This window comes from Gordonia sp. LMA167 (assembly GCF_058130025.1).
Window position 1 is genome coordinate 1,954,358 of the sequence record NZ_CM176708.1, and the last position, 13,743, is coordinate 1,968,100.

Below are 13,743 nucleotides of genomic sequence, written 5' to 3' on the forward strand. Positions count from 1 at the left end.
CTTCCTCGCTGTCGCTCGTCAGCTACTCGACCAACGGTGGGGTTGCGTTTCGCGCGCCGGCCGAGCGACCTATCGAGACCACCAGGGAGATCGCATGAGCACCCCCACCGACATCCGTGCCGCCGCCGACGCGATCAAGGCCGACGGCCCGAGCGCACCGAGGCAGGGTCGCGATCCGATCAACCAACCAATGATCCACAACTGGGTCGAAGCGATGGGCGACGAGAACCCCATCTACACAGACGAATCCGCCGCCCGTGCGGCGGGCCATCCCGGAATCGTCGCGCCCCCGGCCATGGCGCAGGTGTGGACGATGCGCGGCCTGAACCGACCACGCACGGACGATGATCCGCTCGGCCGCGCCACCGAACTGTTCGACGACGCCGGCTACACCTCGGTTGTCGCGACCAACTGCGACACCGTGTATCACCGCTATACCCGGCCAGGCGAACAGGTCTGTATCTCTTCGGAACTCGTCGATGTAGTCGGCCCCAAGAACACCGCACTGGGCGAGGGCTGGTTCTTCACCACCCGCAACACGTGGACGGTCGACGAGGAAGTCGTCGCCGAGATGGACTTCCGCATCCTGAAGTTCCGTCCACCGACAAAAGGGCCGGAGCAGCAGGCGGATACGTCGGCCGTGCCCGACGACCTCGACCCGACGCGAATGCTCAAACCGAGCGCTTCGCGAGATACCGCGTTCTTCTGGGACGGAATCGCCGCCCACGAACTGCGAATCCAGCAGGTCGAGGACGGGACACTTCGACATCCGCCGATCCCGGCGACCTGGAAACTCAGGCAGGCCGACGGGAGCGTGCCCGAGACCGACTACGTCGTGTCGACGGGGCGGGGGACGGTGTACAGCCACGTCGTCCACCACGCACCCAAGGTGCCCGGGCGGCAATTGCCGTTCGTCGTCGCTCTCGTCGAACTCGACGAAGGGGTCCGAATGCTAGGCGAACTCCGCGGTATCGATCCCGCCGACGTCCGCATCGGACTCCCGGTCGAGGTGACCTTCCTCGACTTCCCGGCCGACTCGGGCTCGGACGCCTGGACTCTGTACGCTTTCACGGCTGTCGACTCATCGGGGGAGAAGTGACCAGTCTTGCACCGCAACCGGTTCGGGTTGCCGACACCCTGCCGCCGCTGACCATCGACGCCGGCCCCACCTTCGTGGTGGCGACCGCGCTGGCCACCCGCGACTTCCAGGATGTGCATCACGACCGGGACCTGGCCCAGGCGAAGGGTTCCAAGGACATCTTCGTCAACATCCTCACCGACACCGGGCTGGTGGAGCGGTTCGTCACCGACTGGGCGGGGCCGTCCGCGCGTATCCGCTCGATCAACCTGAAGCTCGGTGTGCCGTGGTATGCCTACGACTCGGTCACGTTCACCGGTCAGGTCACCGACATCACCGACGGGGTGGTCACCGTCTCGGTGACCGGCACCAACTCATTGGGCAAACATGTGATCTCCACGGTCACCCTGACCATCGGCGGAGGTGAATGATGGCGACTCTGTCCGGGAAGGCCGCGATCGCCGGCATCGGCGCCACCGAGTTCTCCAAGGACTCCGGCCGCAGCGAGCTTCGGCTGGCCGCCGAGGCCGTATCCGCGGCCGTTGCCGACGCCGGCCTGACACCGGCCGACGTCGACGGCCTGGTCACCTTCACGATGGACACGAATGCGGAGATCGCGGTCGCCCGTGCCGTGGGCATCAAGGAGATGACGTATTTCTCCCGCATCCACTATGGCGGCGGCGCCGCGTGCGCGACCGTGCAGCAGGCGGCGATGGCCGTGGCGACCGGCGTCGCCGACGTCGTCGTCGCGTATCGGGCGTTCAACGAGAGGTCCGGGCTGCGCTTCGGGCAGGTCAACAGCGCCGTCGCGAACCAGGAGAACTCCTCGGGCACCGACAACGCCTTCTCCTACCCCCATGGCCTGTCCACCCCGGCTGCGTTCGTCGCGATGGTCGCGCAACGCTACATGCACGAATACGGTGCAACCAGTGAGGATTTCGGCCGGGTCGCGGTGGTCGATCGCAAACACGCGGCGGTGAACCCGAACGCGTTCTTCCATGGCAAGCCGATCACCCTGGACGATCACCAGTCCTCGCGCTACATCGCGGAGCCGTTGCACCTGCTCGACTGCTGTCAGGAATCCGATGGTGGTGTGGCCATCGTCGTGGTGTCCGCCGAACGTGCCCGCGACCTCGTCCATCGACCCGCGGTCATCTCGGCGGCGGCTGCCGGCAGCGCCGACGACCAGTTCATCATGTCCAGCTATTACCGTGACGACCTGGCCGGACTGCCCGAGATGGGCCTCGTCGGGCGACAGTTGTGGCAGCAGTCTGGCCTCGGACCCTCCGACATGGACCTGGCGATCCTGTATGACCACTTCACGCCGTACACGCTGATGCAGCTCGAGGAACTCGGGTTCTGCGGTCGCGGGGAGGCCAAGGATTTCGTTCGTCGCCCAGGCGCATTGGAGGTCGGTGGTGAATTGCCGCTCAACACCCATGGGGGACAGCTCGGCGAGGCATACATCCACGGGATGAACGGTATCGCCGAGGCGGTTCGGCAGTTGCGTGGCGACTCGGTCAACCAGGTCGAGGGCGCCGAGAAAGTTGTGGTGACCGCGGGTACGGGGGTTCCGACCAGCGGCCTGGTTCTCACACATTCCAGCTAACTAGGTGCGCTCACAAGGAGAAGAGATGAAGTTCAATCTGGCCGACGTGTTCGAGACGGTCGCCGACTCGGTGCCCGAGCGCATCGCATTGAGCTACGAGGGCAGGCAGATCAGCTACGCCGAGCTCGACGGACTCGCCAACCAGGTCGCACACATGCTGTCCGAAAACGGGATCGGCGCGTTCGACAACGTCTCGCTGTTCTTGAAGAACAGTGTCGAACACGTCACGAGCCTGCTGGGACTGTTGAAAGTGCGTGCGGTACCGGTCAACATCAACTACCGCTACACCAATCCCGAGCTGCACTACATCTTCGACAATTCGGATTCGCGGGCGATCATCGTCGAACTGCCGGACCATCAACGCAGCGTCGCCACGCTCCTGCCCGAGTTGCACACCGTACGTGCGGTGTTCGTGATCGGTGAGGTCGTCGACGAATTGGCCGTCGCGGCCGCGAACCTCTCGGACGGACGCGCGGTCGAGATCGTGTCGTTCGCCGACGCCTACGCCAAGCCCACCGAGCGGGATTTCGAGCCACGCACCGGCGAAGAACTGTATCTGCTGTATACCGGAGGCACCACCGGATACCCGAAGGGGGTCATGTGGCAGCACGACGACTTCTTCCGCAAACCGCTCTCGGGTGGCAACCCGTACGGCGAGGCGCGCAAGGATCTCGGTGAGATCGCAACCGCGGTCAAGGATTTCCCGTCCATCGCCTTCCTCCTCGCCGCGCCGCTGATGCATGGGGCGGCGTCGTATTCGCTGTTCACGTTCTTCACGCTCGGCGGACGGCTGGTGATCCAGCGGGACTTCAAGCCGGCTGCGATCGTGTCCGAGGTCGAGAAAGAACAGGTGCAGATCATCCTGATCGTCGGCGACGCCATGGGCATGCCGTTGGTCGAGGAGTTCGAACGTCGCGCAGGCGAGGTCGACCTGTCGTCGTTGTTCTCGGTCACCTCGGGCGGGGCGATCTGGTCGCAGCACGTCCGCGACCGATTCCTCGGCGTCAAACCCGATCTGGTGCTGCGTGACAACTTCGGGGCTTCGGAGTCGGGCAACGACGGCGAGATCATGATGGATGAGAACGGCAACCTCCGGGTGCCGCCCACGGACAAGATGATGGTCGTCGACGAGCGGCTCAACAAGATCGAGCCGGGCTCCGGCGACGTCGGCTACATCGCGCGGATCGGCAATGTGCCGCTGGGCTATTACAAGGATGAGGCGAAGACCGCCAAGACCTTCCCGACCCTGCCGGACGGTACCCGCATCTCGATCCTCGGTGATATGGGCACGGTGGAGGCCGATGGCACCATCGTGTTCCTCGGGCGGGGGTCGCAGTGCATCAACACCGGCGGTGAGAAGGTCTACGCCGAAGAGGTCGAGGCTGTCCTGCACGCGCACCCGGCCATCGCCGACGCGCTCGTCGTGCCGGTCCCGGACCCGAAGTACGGTCAGCGGGTGGGCGCGGTCGTCGCCGTCGCCGAGAACGCGATCGAACCGAGCATCGACGAGATCCAGGCTCACTGTCGAGAGTCGTTGGCCGGGTACAAGGTGCCGCGCACCGTGGTGTTCGTCGACGAGGTGAAGCGCACACCCGCGGGCAAGGCCGACTACAAGTGGGCCAAGAGCGCGGCCGCCGAGGCGGGCGAAACGGCGGGTGCCACTTCCTGAAGAGGATTCGAGCCTGCCGGTCTTACCACCTGCTCTGTGAAGAGGATTCGAGCCTGTCGGTCTTACCACCCGCTCCCTGAGGAGCCCCGGAGCGCTAGCGGAGGGGCGTCACGAAGGGGCGCCCTTCGTGACGCATCGCTCGTTCCTCGCGAGGCTCCTCAGGGATCGGGTGGTGGCGGAGCGTGTGACGGGTTCAGCTCGCTCGACCAGGGATCGGGTGGTGGCGGAGCGTGTGACGGGTTCAGCTCGCTCCGCAGGGATCGGGTGGTGAGACAAGCTCTTCGGGCCTCACACCGACCGCACAAGCCACAACGAAACCACCGCAGCGATCAACGTCGGCGGCACCGACAGTGCGCCGAGGGTCAGGAACCGCCTCGACGGTGGTGGGGCGGTGGCATGGCGCCGCATCACATCGCGCCACAACAGCGTCGCCAACGACCCGAAGTATGCGAGGTTCGGACCGATGTTGACGCCGAGCAGCATTGCGAGCACGAGGCCCGGCTGATGTGCGACCAGGGGTAGCAGCAGGAGTGTGGCCGGCAGGTTGTTCAGCACGTTGGCGAGCGCCGCGGCGAGTGCGGCAACCGCCAGCAGGGCGAGCAGGCCTGTGCTGGACGGGATCAGGTGGGCAACGGCGTCACCGAGGGGGCCTTCGCGAACTGGCAGGATCACCACGCCGAGGGCGGCGACGAACGCGAGAAACGGAATATTCGCGGCACGGACGGCGCGGACGGTCCCCGCGACCGGGTCGGTGGCGAGCAGCGGAAGGGTCATCGCCACCGCCCCGACGGCGGCGATTACGACGAGGGGCACACCCAGGGGTTCGGCGACAAGGAATCCGATCAGCAGCAGCCCCAGGCACGTCAGCGTCCAGCGCGGAGGCGAGGGGTCCGCGGCATGATCGTCGGTGCTGTGCTGTTTCGCCGGTTCGGCCAACTCTGTCGCGAAGAACAGACGGAACACCATGTACTCCACCATGATCGCCACGATCCACGGCAAGGCCATCGTCCCGGTGAACCCGAGGAACGTGAGGCCGGTGGCGGAGAATGCGATCAGATTGGTCAGATTCGACACTGGCATGAGGGTCGACGCGCTGTTGGCCATGTGGGCGCACGCGTAACCGATCGGCGCGACGCGGGCCCCGATCCGTCGGGCGGTGTCGACCGCCAGTGGAGTCAGCAGCACGATGGTGGCATCGAGGCTGAGGATCGCGGTCACCACCGCGGCGACGGTGAAGACGATGCGCAGCAAGCGGGTCGGCGATTCGCGACTCCACCGTGACACCAGCGCACCGACCCAGGCGAACACCCCGGTCCGCCCGCACACATCCGCCACTACGAGCATGGCCGCAAGAAACCCGATCGTCGGCGCCATGAAGTCGAGTTCGTCTCGGGCACTGGACCATTGGGTCAGTCCGAGAGCGAGCACCAAGGCCGCGGCGGGCACCGCGACCAGCGCGGGCGAGCGGCCTCGGGCCACCATGGTGAACACCACGACAGCCGCCAGCAGCAGGATCGACACCACCGCGCCCACCACGCTGTCGGAGGAGATCACCGCCGAACCAGCAGTGTTCAACCGCCCGACCGGCTGTCGACGACGTCATCGGGTGTCTCATCGAGTCCGTCGCCGTCCTCGCCGTCCTCGGCGGTGTCCGCGGGCTCCTCGACCATCCGCAACGGTGCCAACCAGAACAGCAATACCGAACCCGCGATGACGACGCTGCCGAGCACGATATACGCCTGGCTCAAGGGCCCCATGAAGGCTTCGCGTGCACCGTCGAGGATGCGGTCGGCCAGCGGGCCGGCCTGGCCGGCGAGACGATCGGCCACGGCGCTCGCCTCCGCAAGGGACCGGCGCACGGTCTCCGACGCGATGTCGGCCTGAGCGATCAGCGCCTGCCCGCCGGCGGCATCGCCCGCGGCTATGCGCTGCTGACCCGCCTCGACCATCTGCTCGCGGGTCGAGTCGGCCACCGGGCCGATCCGCGACGACCAGCCGGCGGCGACGATACTGCCGGCCAGCGCGATGCCGATGGCGGCGCCGACCTCGCGTGCGGTGTCGTTGATCGCCGACCCGATGCCCTGGTTGTCCAGCGGGGTGTTGGTCATTATGGCCGTCGTCGACGGCGCATTGGACAGCCCGATGCCCGTCGCGAAGACGCCGAGTATCCACGCGAGCGACCAATAGCTGTCGTAGTCGAGGGCGCCCATGAGCAGGATGCCGACACCGGCGAGCAGCACGCCGCCACCGATGAAGTACTTCACCGCGTGGAATCGGACGGCCAGCCAGTTACCGACGAGCGAGAAGACGCCGACTCCCACCACGAACGGCAGGAGCGCGAGAGCCGATTCCAGCGGCGAGTATCCGAACACCAACTGGAGCTGCTGCAACAGCAGATAGAACAACCCGAACGACCCCAGGAACTGCATCGCCACCGACAGCGAACCGGATCCGAAGGCGCGGTTGCGGAACAGACGGATGTCGAGCAGCGGCGAGGCGCGGCGGAGCTCGATGACGCAGAACGCCCCGACCAGCACGACACCGCCGATCAGGCACGACAGGACGAGGGCGTCATCCCATCCGCGATGGGGCGCCTCGAGAAGGCCGAAGACGATGCCGGTGACCGCGACGATCGACGACATGGTGCCCAGAAAGTCGAAGGGGCCGGGGTTGCGGTCCCGAGAGGTGCCGATGGTGAAGCAGAAAGCGATCGAGACGACCGATGATGCGGCGAAGGTGATGAAGATCGAATGCCACGAGAAGAACTCGAGGAGGACGCCGGTCACCAGAAAGCCGGCGATGGCGCCGCCGCCGGCGACGGCCGCCCAGATGCTGACGGCCATCGCCCGCCGGGCCTCCGGCACGCCCGAGGTGATCAACGACAGGGTCGTGGGCATGATCAGCGCGGCCCCGGCGCCCGCGAGCGCACGCGTCGCGATCAGTTCGGTGGGATTGGTGACCCAGATCGCGAGCAGCGACGCGATGCCGAAAACGATCAGCCCGACGATCAGCACACCACGACGACCGAATCGATCCCCGATCGCGCCGGCCGGGAGCAGGAGCGCAGCCAGGGCAAGGGTGTAGCCGTCGACGATCCAGGTCATCTGCCCGGCGTCGGCGCCGATGTCGATCGCGATGTCCGGCAGCGCGGTGTTCAGCGCGGCCATCGCGGCGACCACCATGCTCACGGCCGCGCAGGCGATGGTGATCAGCCACGCCGACCGGAGAGCCTCTCGCGAAAGCGTCACGTTCCTTGCCACCCCTCACCAGATCCCCACCACAGGTGTTGCCTTTTCGTAATCGAGACACGCGGTGTCGGTGCCTTCAACCTGAGAGCAACATGTGACACATTTATCACTGCAGTAACAAGGGGAATCGCTATCCACCCGGATCAATGTCGATCCGGACAACCGAAAGCGGGAGATCATGGCCTCACCCCAGGTCGCCTCTTCACAAGGTACCGACATCTCACCGGCGCGCGTGCACGTATGGCGTGTGCTGTCGATGCTGGCCGCGCTGGTCGCGGTCGTCGTCGGCTTGCTCCTCATCGTGACATCCGCAGCCTGACCACAGCATCCGCCCCCTCAGACGCGGACGCGCCCATCGCTCGGCCCCAACGGGCCGATCGATGAGCGCATCGCACGATCTCGGAAGTGACTAGGCGGCGTGCTTCTCGATCGCGGCTCCCACTCGGGGCAGCGCCGCGATCACATAGCTCTTGGCCTTGCCGCGCAGGGAGTTGTAGGCCTTGGCCAGGGCCGGCTTCGCGGTCGCCGCGTGATCGTCAGTCACCGTCAGCAGGGCTTCGGCCGCGGAGTCGCCGTTGGCCACCAGGTGATCGGCAAAGGAGACGCCGGCCGGCTTGGAATCCCACAGCGGCTGCAGCGCGGTCAGGAATTCCGGCAGCATCAGGTTCGTCGCCGACGACACCACGCCGGGCTTCACCTTCTGGGCCGCCGCATACGCCGCCTTCACCGCGGCGCCACCCAGTCCCTTCTGATCCGACACCTCGGCGTCGATCACGGTGACCAGATCAGCGACGACGGCGTCGCGGTCGGTGCCGAGCAGGGACTGCAGCGAATCACTCATAGACGTCTCCTCATGTGAAGCCGGGGCGGGGCCGCCCGGGTACGGGCGGCCCCAATTGTCCGGGTCGAGATTACTGCCCTGCCCCGGCCTGCGGGGGACGCTCACCGGGCTGTGGTGCACGCCACGTCGGGGTGGAGACGTCAGTACTTCTCCGACTGTCCGCCGTCGATCGGGATGACGGTCGCGTTGATGAACGACGCGTCGTCGGACAGGAGGAATGCGACCAGGTTGCCGACCTCGTCGGGCCGCCCGAAGCGCTTCATCGGGTTGACGCTCACGAACTCGCGTCCCACCTCTTCCCAGTTGCCCGGATCGATCTGCTTGAGTGAGCCTTCGACCATCGGCGTCATGATGGCGCCGGGGGCGATCGCCTTCACCGAGACGCCGTACTGGCCGTACTCGATGCCCGAGTTGCGGGTCAGACCCACCACACCGTGCTTGGCGGCGGCATAGCCGGACTGGTTGCCGACCCCGCGGATGCCGCCCACCGAGGCGGTGTTGACGACGCTGCCCGAGCCCTGCTTCTTCATCACCGCGAGCACATGCTTGAGGCCGAGGAACACACCCCGCAGGTTGATCGAGACGACCTTGTCGAACTCGGCAGTTCCGAAATCCTCGGTCAGGTCCTGCTTGCCCTCGATGCCGGCATTGTTGAAGAACCCATCGATCCGGCCGAAGGTCTCGACGGTCTGGGCGACGTAGCCTGCAACGGCGTCCTCGTCGGATACATCGGCCACGATCTGGATCACTTTCGCGTCCGACGACACGTCGGCGACCTTCGCCGCGGTGTCGGCGAGACCTCCGCTGCTCACATCGACCAGCGCGAGGGACGCGCCCTCGGCGGCGACCTGCACGGCGGCGGCGCGGCCGAGTCCGGATCCGGCGCCGGTGATCAATACAACCTTGTCGGCGAACCGAGCTGTCATCTGAACCAACCTTCTTTCCTGTGAGTCGGCCCGTCTCGGCGGCGGGTCGAGATACGCTCACAATAACGAGACGCAACGTTCCGTTATTCCACATGTCTGGGGGCACGACACAGATGAGCGACGATGAGGCTCGCGGACGCGGACGACCCCGTGATCCCGATCTCGACGACAGGATTCTGGCGGCCACCCGCGCGTTGGTCGGCGAGGCCGGGTATCACCAGGTGACCATGGAGGCCATCGCCTCCCGCGCGGGCGTGGGCAAGGCGACGCTCTATCGGCGCTGGCAGACCAAGGCCGCGGTGGTGACCGATGCGTTCACCGCCGAACTCGTGGTGCCCCCGGTCCCCGACACCGGCTCGGTCCGTGGGGACGCGCTCACGCACCTACGCGAGCTGGTGCACACCTTGACGCTGCTGGGTGGACCGTCGGTGGTCGCCGGAGCGTTGGCCGAGCGAGGCGAGGCCGGCCAGGTCGAATTGCGCGACGTCGTCGGTGCGCGTACGGCGAACGCCGTAGCGTTGTTGCGCCGAGGGATCACGCGAGGCGAGTTACCGGCATCGCTTCCGGTCGACACCGTCGCCGACAGCTGGGCCGGCTACCTGTTGTATCGCGTGGTCTTCGTCAGGACTGTGCCCGGCGATGACGATCTGCGGGAATTGGTGGAGCTGTTGCCGGTGCGGTGATCTCGATACCCGCCGCGCTGCCGCTCGTCGGCGGCTCGATCAGCAGCCGGCTGTTCAGCGAATGACCTCCAGCACAACATTCCCGAGTGCCGGTGCGCCGTCGCGGTCGGCCACGGCCGCGGTGATGAGCAGCTCGTCGCCCTCATCCCAGACACTCACATCGAGTGTCTCGCCGGGGAAGACCACGCCGGCGAAGGATGCCGAGTAGCTGCGAACGGTAGTGACGTCGCCGTCGAGTACGTTGTCGACGACGGCGCGGCAGACCGCACCGTAGGTGCACCGCCCGTGCAGGATCGGTCGGGGGAAGCCCGCATCGGCGGCGAACGTCGGATCGGAGTGCAGCGGATTGCGGTCGCCGCACAGGCGATAGAGCAACGCCTGCTGCGGCAGGGTCGGGATCGAGAGGCGGTGATCGGGTTCCCGCTCGGGATAGCTGACCTTGGCCGAGGCCCCGCGCTCGCCGCCGAAACCGCCCTCGCCCTTGGCAAAGATCGACCATCGTGTGGTCCACAGGTCGTCGCCCTGGTCGTCGGTGGTGACGGATTCGAGGAGGACCACGGCGGCCGCACCCTTGTCCTGCACCTCGACGATCCGGGTGCGGCTGGTGGCCTTGCCGGCCGGCGGCAGCGGACGGTGCGGCGTCACCTTTTCACTGCCGTGCACGACTTTCGCCAGATCGATGTCCACGCCGGGGTAGGAGACCGTCGGTGCCTCGGTCATGTGAAAGGTGGCTGCGACAGCCGCAAACGTAGGCAGGACTTTGGGATTCACGTCGTCGATGTAGGCGAGGGCGGCAGTGTCCATCGGGTCGGCCGCGGCGCCGACGGCGAGGTGATAGAGCGCGACGTCGGATGCGGACCATTCGAAGGTGGTCTCGCCGAGGTCGGCGCCGACGGCGATGGCGGGGTCGATGGGCACGGTGATCAGGCTCCTGTGCTGGTGGACGGGGTTGTGCTGGTGGCCTTCTGCGCAGCGGCGTCGAGCGCGGCGAGATAGCCGAAGACGAGAGCGGGTCCGATGGTGGCACCCGGCCCGGCATAGGTGTGGCCCATCACCGGTGCGCTGGTGTTGCCGGCGGCATACAGTCCGTCGATGATCGATCCGTCGGCCCGCAGCGCGCGGCCCGACGCGTCGGTCTCGATGCCGCCCTTGGTGCCGAGGTCGCCGGGCACCATCTTGACCGCATAGAACGGGGCCTTGGTCAGAGCGCCGAGGCTCGGGTTCGGCTTGTTGGTGATGTCGCCGTAGTAGTGGTCGTAGCCGCTCGTACCGCGGCCGAAGTCGGCGTCGACACCGGAGCGGGCGAAGCCGTTGAAGCGTTCGGTGGTGTTCGCGAGCCCGTCGGCGGGCACACCGATCTTGTCGGCGAGTTCGCGGATCGATCCGGCCTTGACGACCACCCCGGCCTCGAACCACTTCTTCGGAAGTGGCTGACGCGCATTGATACCGGCGAAGAGATAGCGGTTGCGGCACGTCTGGTCCATGATCAGCCACGACGGCACGTTCTCGCCGGGACCGTCGCCCTGCCCGTAGTCGCCGCCGTACATCTGATGCACGGCCTCCACATAGGGCAGCGATTCGTTCATGAACCGCTCACCGCGCTCGTTGACGATGAAGGTGCCCGGCACGGATCGCTCCGACAGCGCAAACCACGGTCCACGCGGAAGCGGGATGGTCGGGCCCCACCACGCGTCGTCCATCAAGGCCACCGAGGCGCCGATCTTGAGGCCGGCGTTGATGCCGTCCCCGGTGTTCGACGGTGCGCCGGTCGTCCAGTCGGAACCGATCGGCTCACGCTGGTACTTGCGCCGCATCTCCGGATTGTTCTCGAAACCGCCGCACGCCAGGATCACCCCGTGCCGCGCGTGGATCTCGAAGGTCTGCCCCTGCGATTCGGCGACCACACCGACCACCCGGCCATCCTCGGTGAGCAGATCGGTGAGACCGGTGTTGAGCCGGAGCGGCACGCCGAGTTGACGCACGCCAAGCAGCAGCTCCGCTGCCAGCGCGGCGCCCATCGCGATGAGCTTCTTGCCCCGGGAACGGGCCCAGAAGAAACGGGTGCCCACCTTCGCCATCCGCACCGGACCGCGCCAGTGCCGGATGCCGGTGTTGAGCCAGCGATAGTCCGACTGCAGCACCACCATGTTCAGCGGGGCCTTGGTGTACTGCGGGTGCAGGGTCTTGAGGTCGTCGCCGAGCTTGCGGGCGTCGAAGGGACGCGGTTCCACCGACCGTCCGCCCAGCCGGCCACCGGGGGCTTCGGGGTAGTAGTCGGAGTAGTTCTTCACCCACTCGAGGTCGAGCGGGGCGTTCTTCATGAGGAAGTCCAGCGCTTCGGGACCGCGGTCGATATAGGCGTCGACCTTGTCCGCCGGCGCGTGCTCACCGATGATCGCGTGCACGTACTCGCGGGCCTTGGCCACCGTGTCGTCGACGCCGTCGCGTTTGAGCACCGAGTTGTTGGGGATCCAGACCCCACCACCGGAGCGTGATGTCGAGCCGCCCCAGTACGGGGACTTCTCGATGATCACCGTCTTCAGACCGCTGGCGGCCGCGGTGATGGCTGCACTCAGTCCGGCCGCGCCTGCGCCGACGACGATCACGTCGTAGGTCTCCGGGGAGGTGGTGGTCTGGTCTGCTGGTTCGGTCGCGCCGGCCATGGAAGTCCCTTCGTGCGCCGCGGGTGCAACGTGTTCTACCTGAATTAGAACACGTTACAGAAATGGAGCGCCAGAGGAGTGTCAGTTGACGCTGCCCGCACCCAGCGGACCCGGCAGTGTCGGCGACACTCCGCGCCGCAGCATCTTGGCTGACAGTGCCCTCACGCTGGGCATATCGAGGCCGAGACCGTGGGTCAGATAGCGCTGGAACGAGCCGTAGGACCGTCGGATCTGGTCGAACGATGCCGCGAGGAAGTCGCGCTGCACGCCGAGGATCGGCGCGAACAACGAGGGGTCGGTGACAAGGCCGTGATCGACCAGCGCTGTCATCTGGGCCGCGTTGCCGGCGGCCAGGCGATCGTTGGATGCGAGGTAGTCCTGGTATACGGCCCGTTCAGGCACGCCGAGCGCTGTGAGCAGCACGGCCGAGATGAGGCCGGTCCGGTCCTTGCCCGAGGTGCAGTGGAAGAGCAGTGGCGTCGCCGACGTTGCGATGTCACGCAGTGTCGCGCCGATCTGATGCCGGGCGCTCGGGTCGGTCACCATCCAGCGGTAGTAGTCACGCATCATCTGCGCCGCCTTGCCGGACCCGAGCGCCTCCTGCTGGGCGGCCGGCCCTGCGCCGATGATGCGGTTCACCCTGACGTAGAAATCGTCGGAGGGGTTCCAGATCGGCCGCTTGGTGTAACGGACGGGCGGCAGGTTGTCGGGATTCGCCGCCACCTCGTTGGGTGAGCGCACGTCGATGATGTCGGTGACGCCGAGCATGGTGAGCTTCTGCTTGTCGACGTCGGTCAGGGTGTTCAGCGCGTTGCTGCGGTAGACGACACCGGTCCGGACGACGGCCCCGGTGCGGGTCGGGTATCCGCCGACATCGCGGGCGTTAGCCGCCGTGATCCCGATGCTCGTACCGCCGGCGGGTGCCGCGGACGCGACCGGCGCCACCTCGGGGATGGTGCCGATGCCGATGGAGGTCAGACCTATGGCCAGTGTTGCGGCGGCCACTCGGAGGACGGTGCGACGACG

13 protein-coding genes are annotated in these 13,743 nt (G+C 66.7%); 6 read left to right on the forward strand and 7 right to left on the reverse strand.

All coding sequences use genetic code 11. The features are described from left to right. Window positions 1-94: 94 nt before the first annotated feature. The 4 genes from ACVT6V_RS08770 to ACVT6V_RS08785 are packed head-to-tail and all read left to right on the forward strand — an operon-like array spanning window position 95 to window position 4,356. Complete coding sequence (locus ACVT6V_RS08770) at window positions 95-1,099, forward strand: bifunctional MaoC family dehydratase N-terminal/OB-fold nucleic acid binding domain-containing protein (protein ID WP_489899419.1); 1,005 nt, start codon at window positions 95-97, stop codon at window positions 1,097-1,099. After that, entirely contained in the window at window positions 1,096-1,509 is a 414-nt protein-coding gene (locus ACVT6V_RS08775) for a MaoC family dehydratase (protein WP_489899420.1), read from the forward strand. The genes ACVT6V_RS08770 and ACVT6V_RS08775 overlap by 4 nt, the downstream gene beginning before the upstream one ends. Further along, on the forward strand, window positions 1,509-2,687 hold the full coding sequence (locus tag ACVT6V_RS08780) for a lipid-transfer protein (protein WP_489899421.1): 1,179 nt from the start codon (window positions 1,509-1,511) through the stop codon (window positions 2,685-2,687). The genes ACVT6V_RS08775 and ACVT6V_RS08780 overlap by 1 nt, the downstream gene beginning before the upstream one ends. A gap of 25 nt (window positions 2,688-2,712) precedes the next feature. Continuing rightward, a complete protein-coding gene (locus ACVT6V_RS08785; protein ID WP_489899422.1) occupies window positions 2,713-4,356 on the forward strand; it encodes an AMP-binding protein in 1,644 nt (547 codons plus the stop codon). Window positions 4,357-4,644: 288 nt separating this feature from the next. On the opposite strand, the gene ACVT6V_RS08790 is transcribed toward ACVT6V_RS08785, so the two are convergent. Beyond that, on the reverse strand, window positions 4,645-5,910 hold the full coding sequence (locus ACVT6V_RS08790; protein WP_489899424.1) for an SLC13 family permease: 1,266 nt from the start codon (window positions 5,908-5,910) through the stop codon (window positions 4,645-4,647). 17 nt (window positions 5,911-5,927) lie between these two features. Continuing rightward, on the reverse strand, window positions 5,928-7,538 hold the full coding sequence (locus tag ACVT6V_RS08795) for an MFS transporter (RefSeq protein ID WP_489900757.1): 1,611 nt from the start codon (window positions 7,536-7,538) through the stop codon (window positions 5,928-5,930). A gap of 244 nt (window positions 7,539-7,782) precedes the next feature. Between ACVT6V_RS08795 and ACVT6V_RS08800 the strand changes: the two genes are divergently transcribed. Beyond that, the gene (locus ACVT6V_RS08800; protein ID WP_489899425.1) at window positions 7,783-7,923 is read left to right on the forward strand and encodes a hypothetical protein; all 141 of its coding nucleotides are present in this window, start codon (window positions 7,783-7,785) and stop codon (window positions 7,921-7,923) included. Window positions 7,924-8,013: 90 nt separating this feature from the next. Here the strand turns inward: ACVT6V_RS08800 and ACVT6V_RS08805 are convergent, their stop codons facing one another. Together ACVT6V_RS08805 and ACVT6V_RS08810 are read right to left on the reverse strand one after the other, a co-directional pair. After that, window positions 8,014-8,445 carry a DUF6918 family protein gene (locus ACVT6V_RS08805; protein ID WP_489899426.1) on the reverse strand — a complete coding sequence of 144 codons (432 nt, stop codon included), beginning with the start codon at window positions 8,443-8,445 and terminating at the stop codon, window positions 8,014-8,016. A 140-nt stretch (window positions 8,446-8,585) separates the two neighbouring features. Beyond that, complete coding sequence (locus ACVT6V_RS08810) at window positions 8,586-9,371, reverse strand: SDR family oxidoreductase (RefSeq protein ID WP_489899427.1); 786 nt, start codon at window positions 9,369-9,371, stop codon at window positions 8,586-8,588. A 113-nt stretch (window positions 9,372-9,484) separates the two neighbouring features. Between ACVT6V_RS08810 and ACVT6V_RS08815 the strand changes: the two genes are divergently transcribed. Next, the gene (locus ACVT6V_RS08815) at window positions 9,485-10,054 is read left to right on the forward strand and encodes a TetR/AcrR family transcriptional regulator (protein WP_489899428.1); all 570 of its coding nucleotides are present in this window, start codon (window positions 9,485-9,487) and stop codon (window positions 10,052-10,054) included. A 54-nt stretch (window positions 10,055-10,108) separates the two neighbouring features. Here the strand turns inward: ACVT6V_RS08815 and ACVT6V_RS08820 are convergent, their stop codons facing one another. The 3 genes from ACVT6V_RS08820 to ACVT6V_RS08830 all read right to left on the reverse strand — a co-directional run bounded on the left by ACVT6V_RS08820 (window position 10,109) and on the right by ACVT6V_RS08830 (window position 13,722). Continuing rightward, window positions 10,109-10,972 (reverse strand): MaoC/PaaZ C-terminal domain-containing protein, encoded by an 864-nt coding sequence (locus ACVT6V_RS08820; RefSeq protein ID WP_489899429.1) that lies wholly within the window; start codon window positions 10,970-10,972, stop codon window positions 10,109-10,111. A gap of 5 nt (window positions 10,973-10,977) precedes the next feature. Continuing rightward, entirely contained in the window at window positions 10,978-12,717 is a 1,740-nt protein-coding gene (gene kstD, locus ACVT6V_RS08825; RefSeq protein ID WP_489899430.1) for a 3-oxosteroid 1-dehydrogenase, read from the reverse strand. Window positions 12,718-12,798: 81 nt separating this feature from the next. Continuing rightward, window positions 12,799-13,722 carry a tyrosine-protein phosphatase gene (locus ACVT6V_RS08830; RefSeq protein ID WP_489899431.1) on the reverse strand — a complete coding sequence of 308 codons (924 nt, stop codon included), beginning with the start codon at window positions 13,720-13,722 and terminating at the stop codon, window positions 12,799-12,801. Window positions 13,723-13,743 lie beyond the last annotated feature (21 nt).

What these genes read in the sequence shown, in the direction of transcription:
- ACVT6V_RS08800 (WP_489899425.1), top strand. Translation starts at nt 7,783, where the DNA reads ATGGCCTCACCCCAGGTCGCCTCTTCACAAGGTACCGACATCTCACCG.
- ACVT6V_RS08770 (WP_489899419.1), top strand. Translation starts at nt 95, where the DNA reads ATGAGCACCCCCACCGACATCCGTGCCGCCGCCGACGCGATCAAGGCC.
- ACVT6V_RS08780 (WP_489899421.1), top strand. Translation starts at nt 1,509, where the DNA reads ATGGCGACTCTGTCCGGGAAGGCCGCGATCGCCGGCATCGGCGCCACC.
- ACVT6V_RS08810 (WP_489899427.1), bottom strand. Translation starts at nt 9,371, where the DNA reads ATGACAGCTCGGTTCGCCGACAAGGTTGTATTGATCACCGGCGCCGGA.
- ACVT6V_RS08815 (WP_489899428.1), top strand. Translation starts at nt 9,485, where the DNA reads ATGAGCGACGATGAGGCTCGCGGACGCGGACGACCCCGTGATCCCGAT.
- ACVT6V_RS08805 (WP_489899426.1), bottom strand. Translation starts at nt 8,445, where the DNA reads ATGAGTGATTCGCTGCAGTCCCTGCTCGGCACCGACCGCGACGCCGTC.
- ACVT6V_RS08795 (WP_489900757.1), bottom strand. Translation starts at nt 7,538, where the DNA reads ATGGTGGTCGCCGCGATGGCCGCGCTGAACACCGCGCTGCCGGACATC.
- kstD (WP_489899430.1), bottom strand. Translation starts at nt 12,717, where the DNA reads ATGGCCGGCGCGACCGAACCAGCAGACCAGACCACCACCTCCCCGGAG.
- ACVT6V_RS08785 (WP_489899422.1), top strand. Translation starts at nt 2,713, where the DNA reads ATGAAGTTCAATCTGGCCGACGTGTTCGAGACGGTCGCCGACTCGGTG.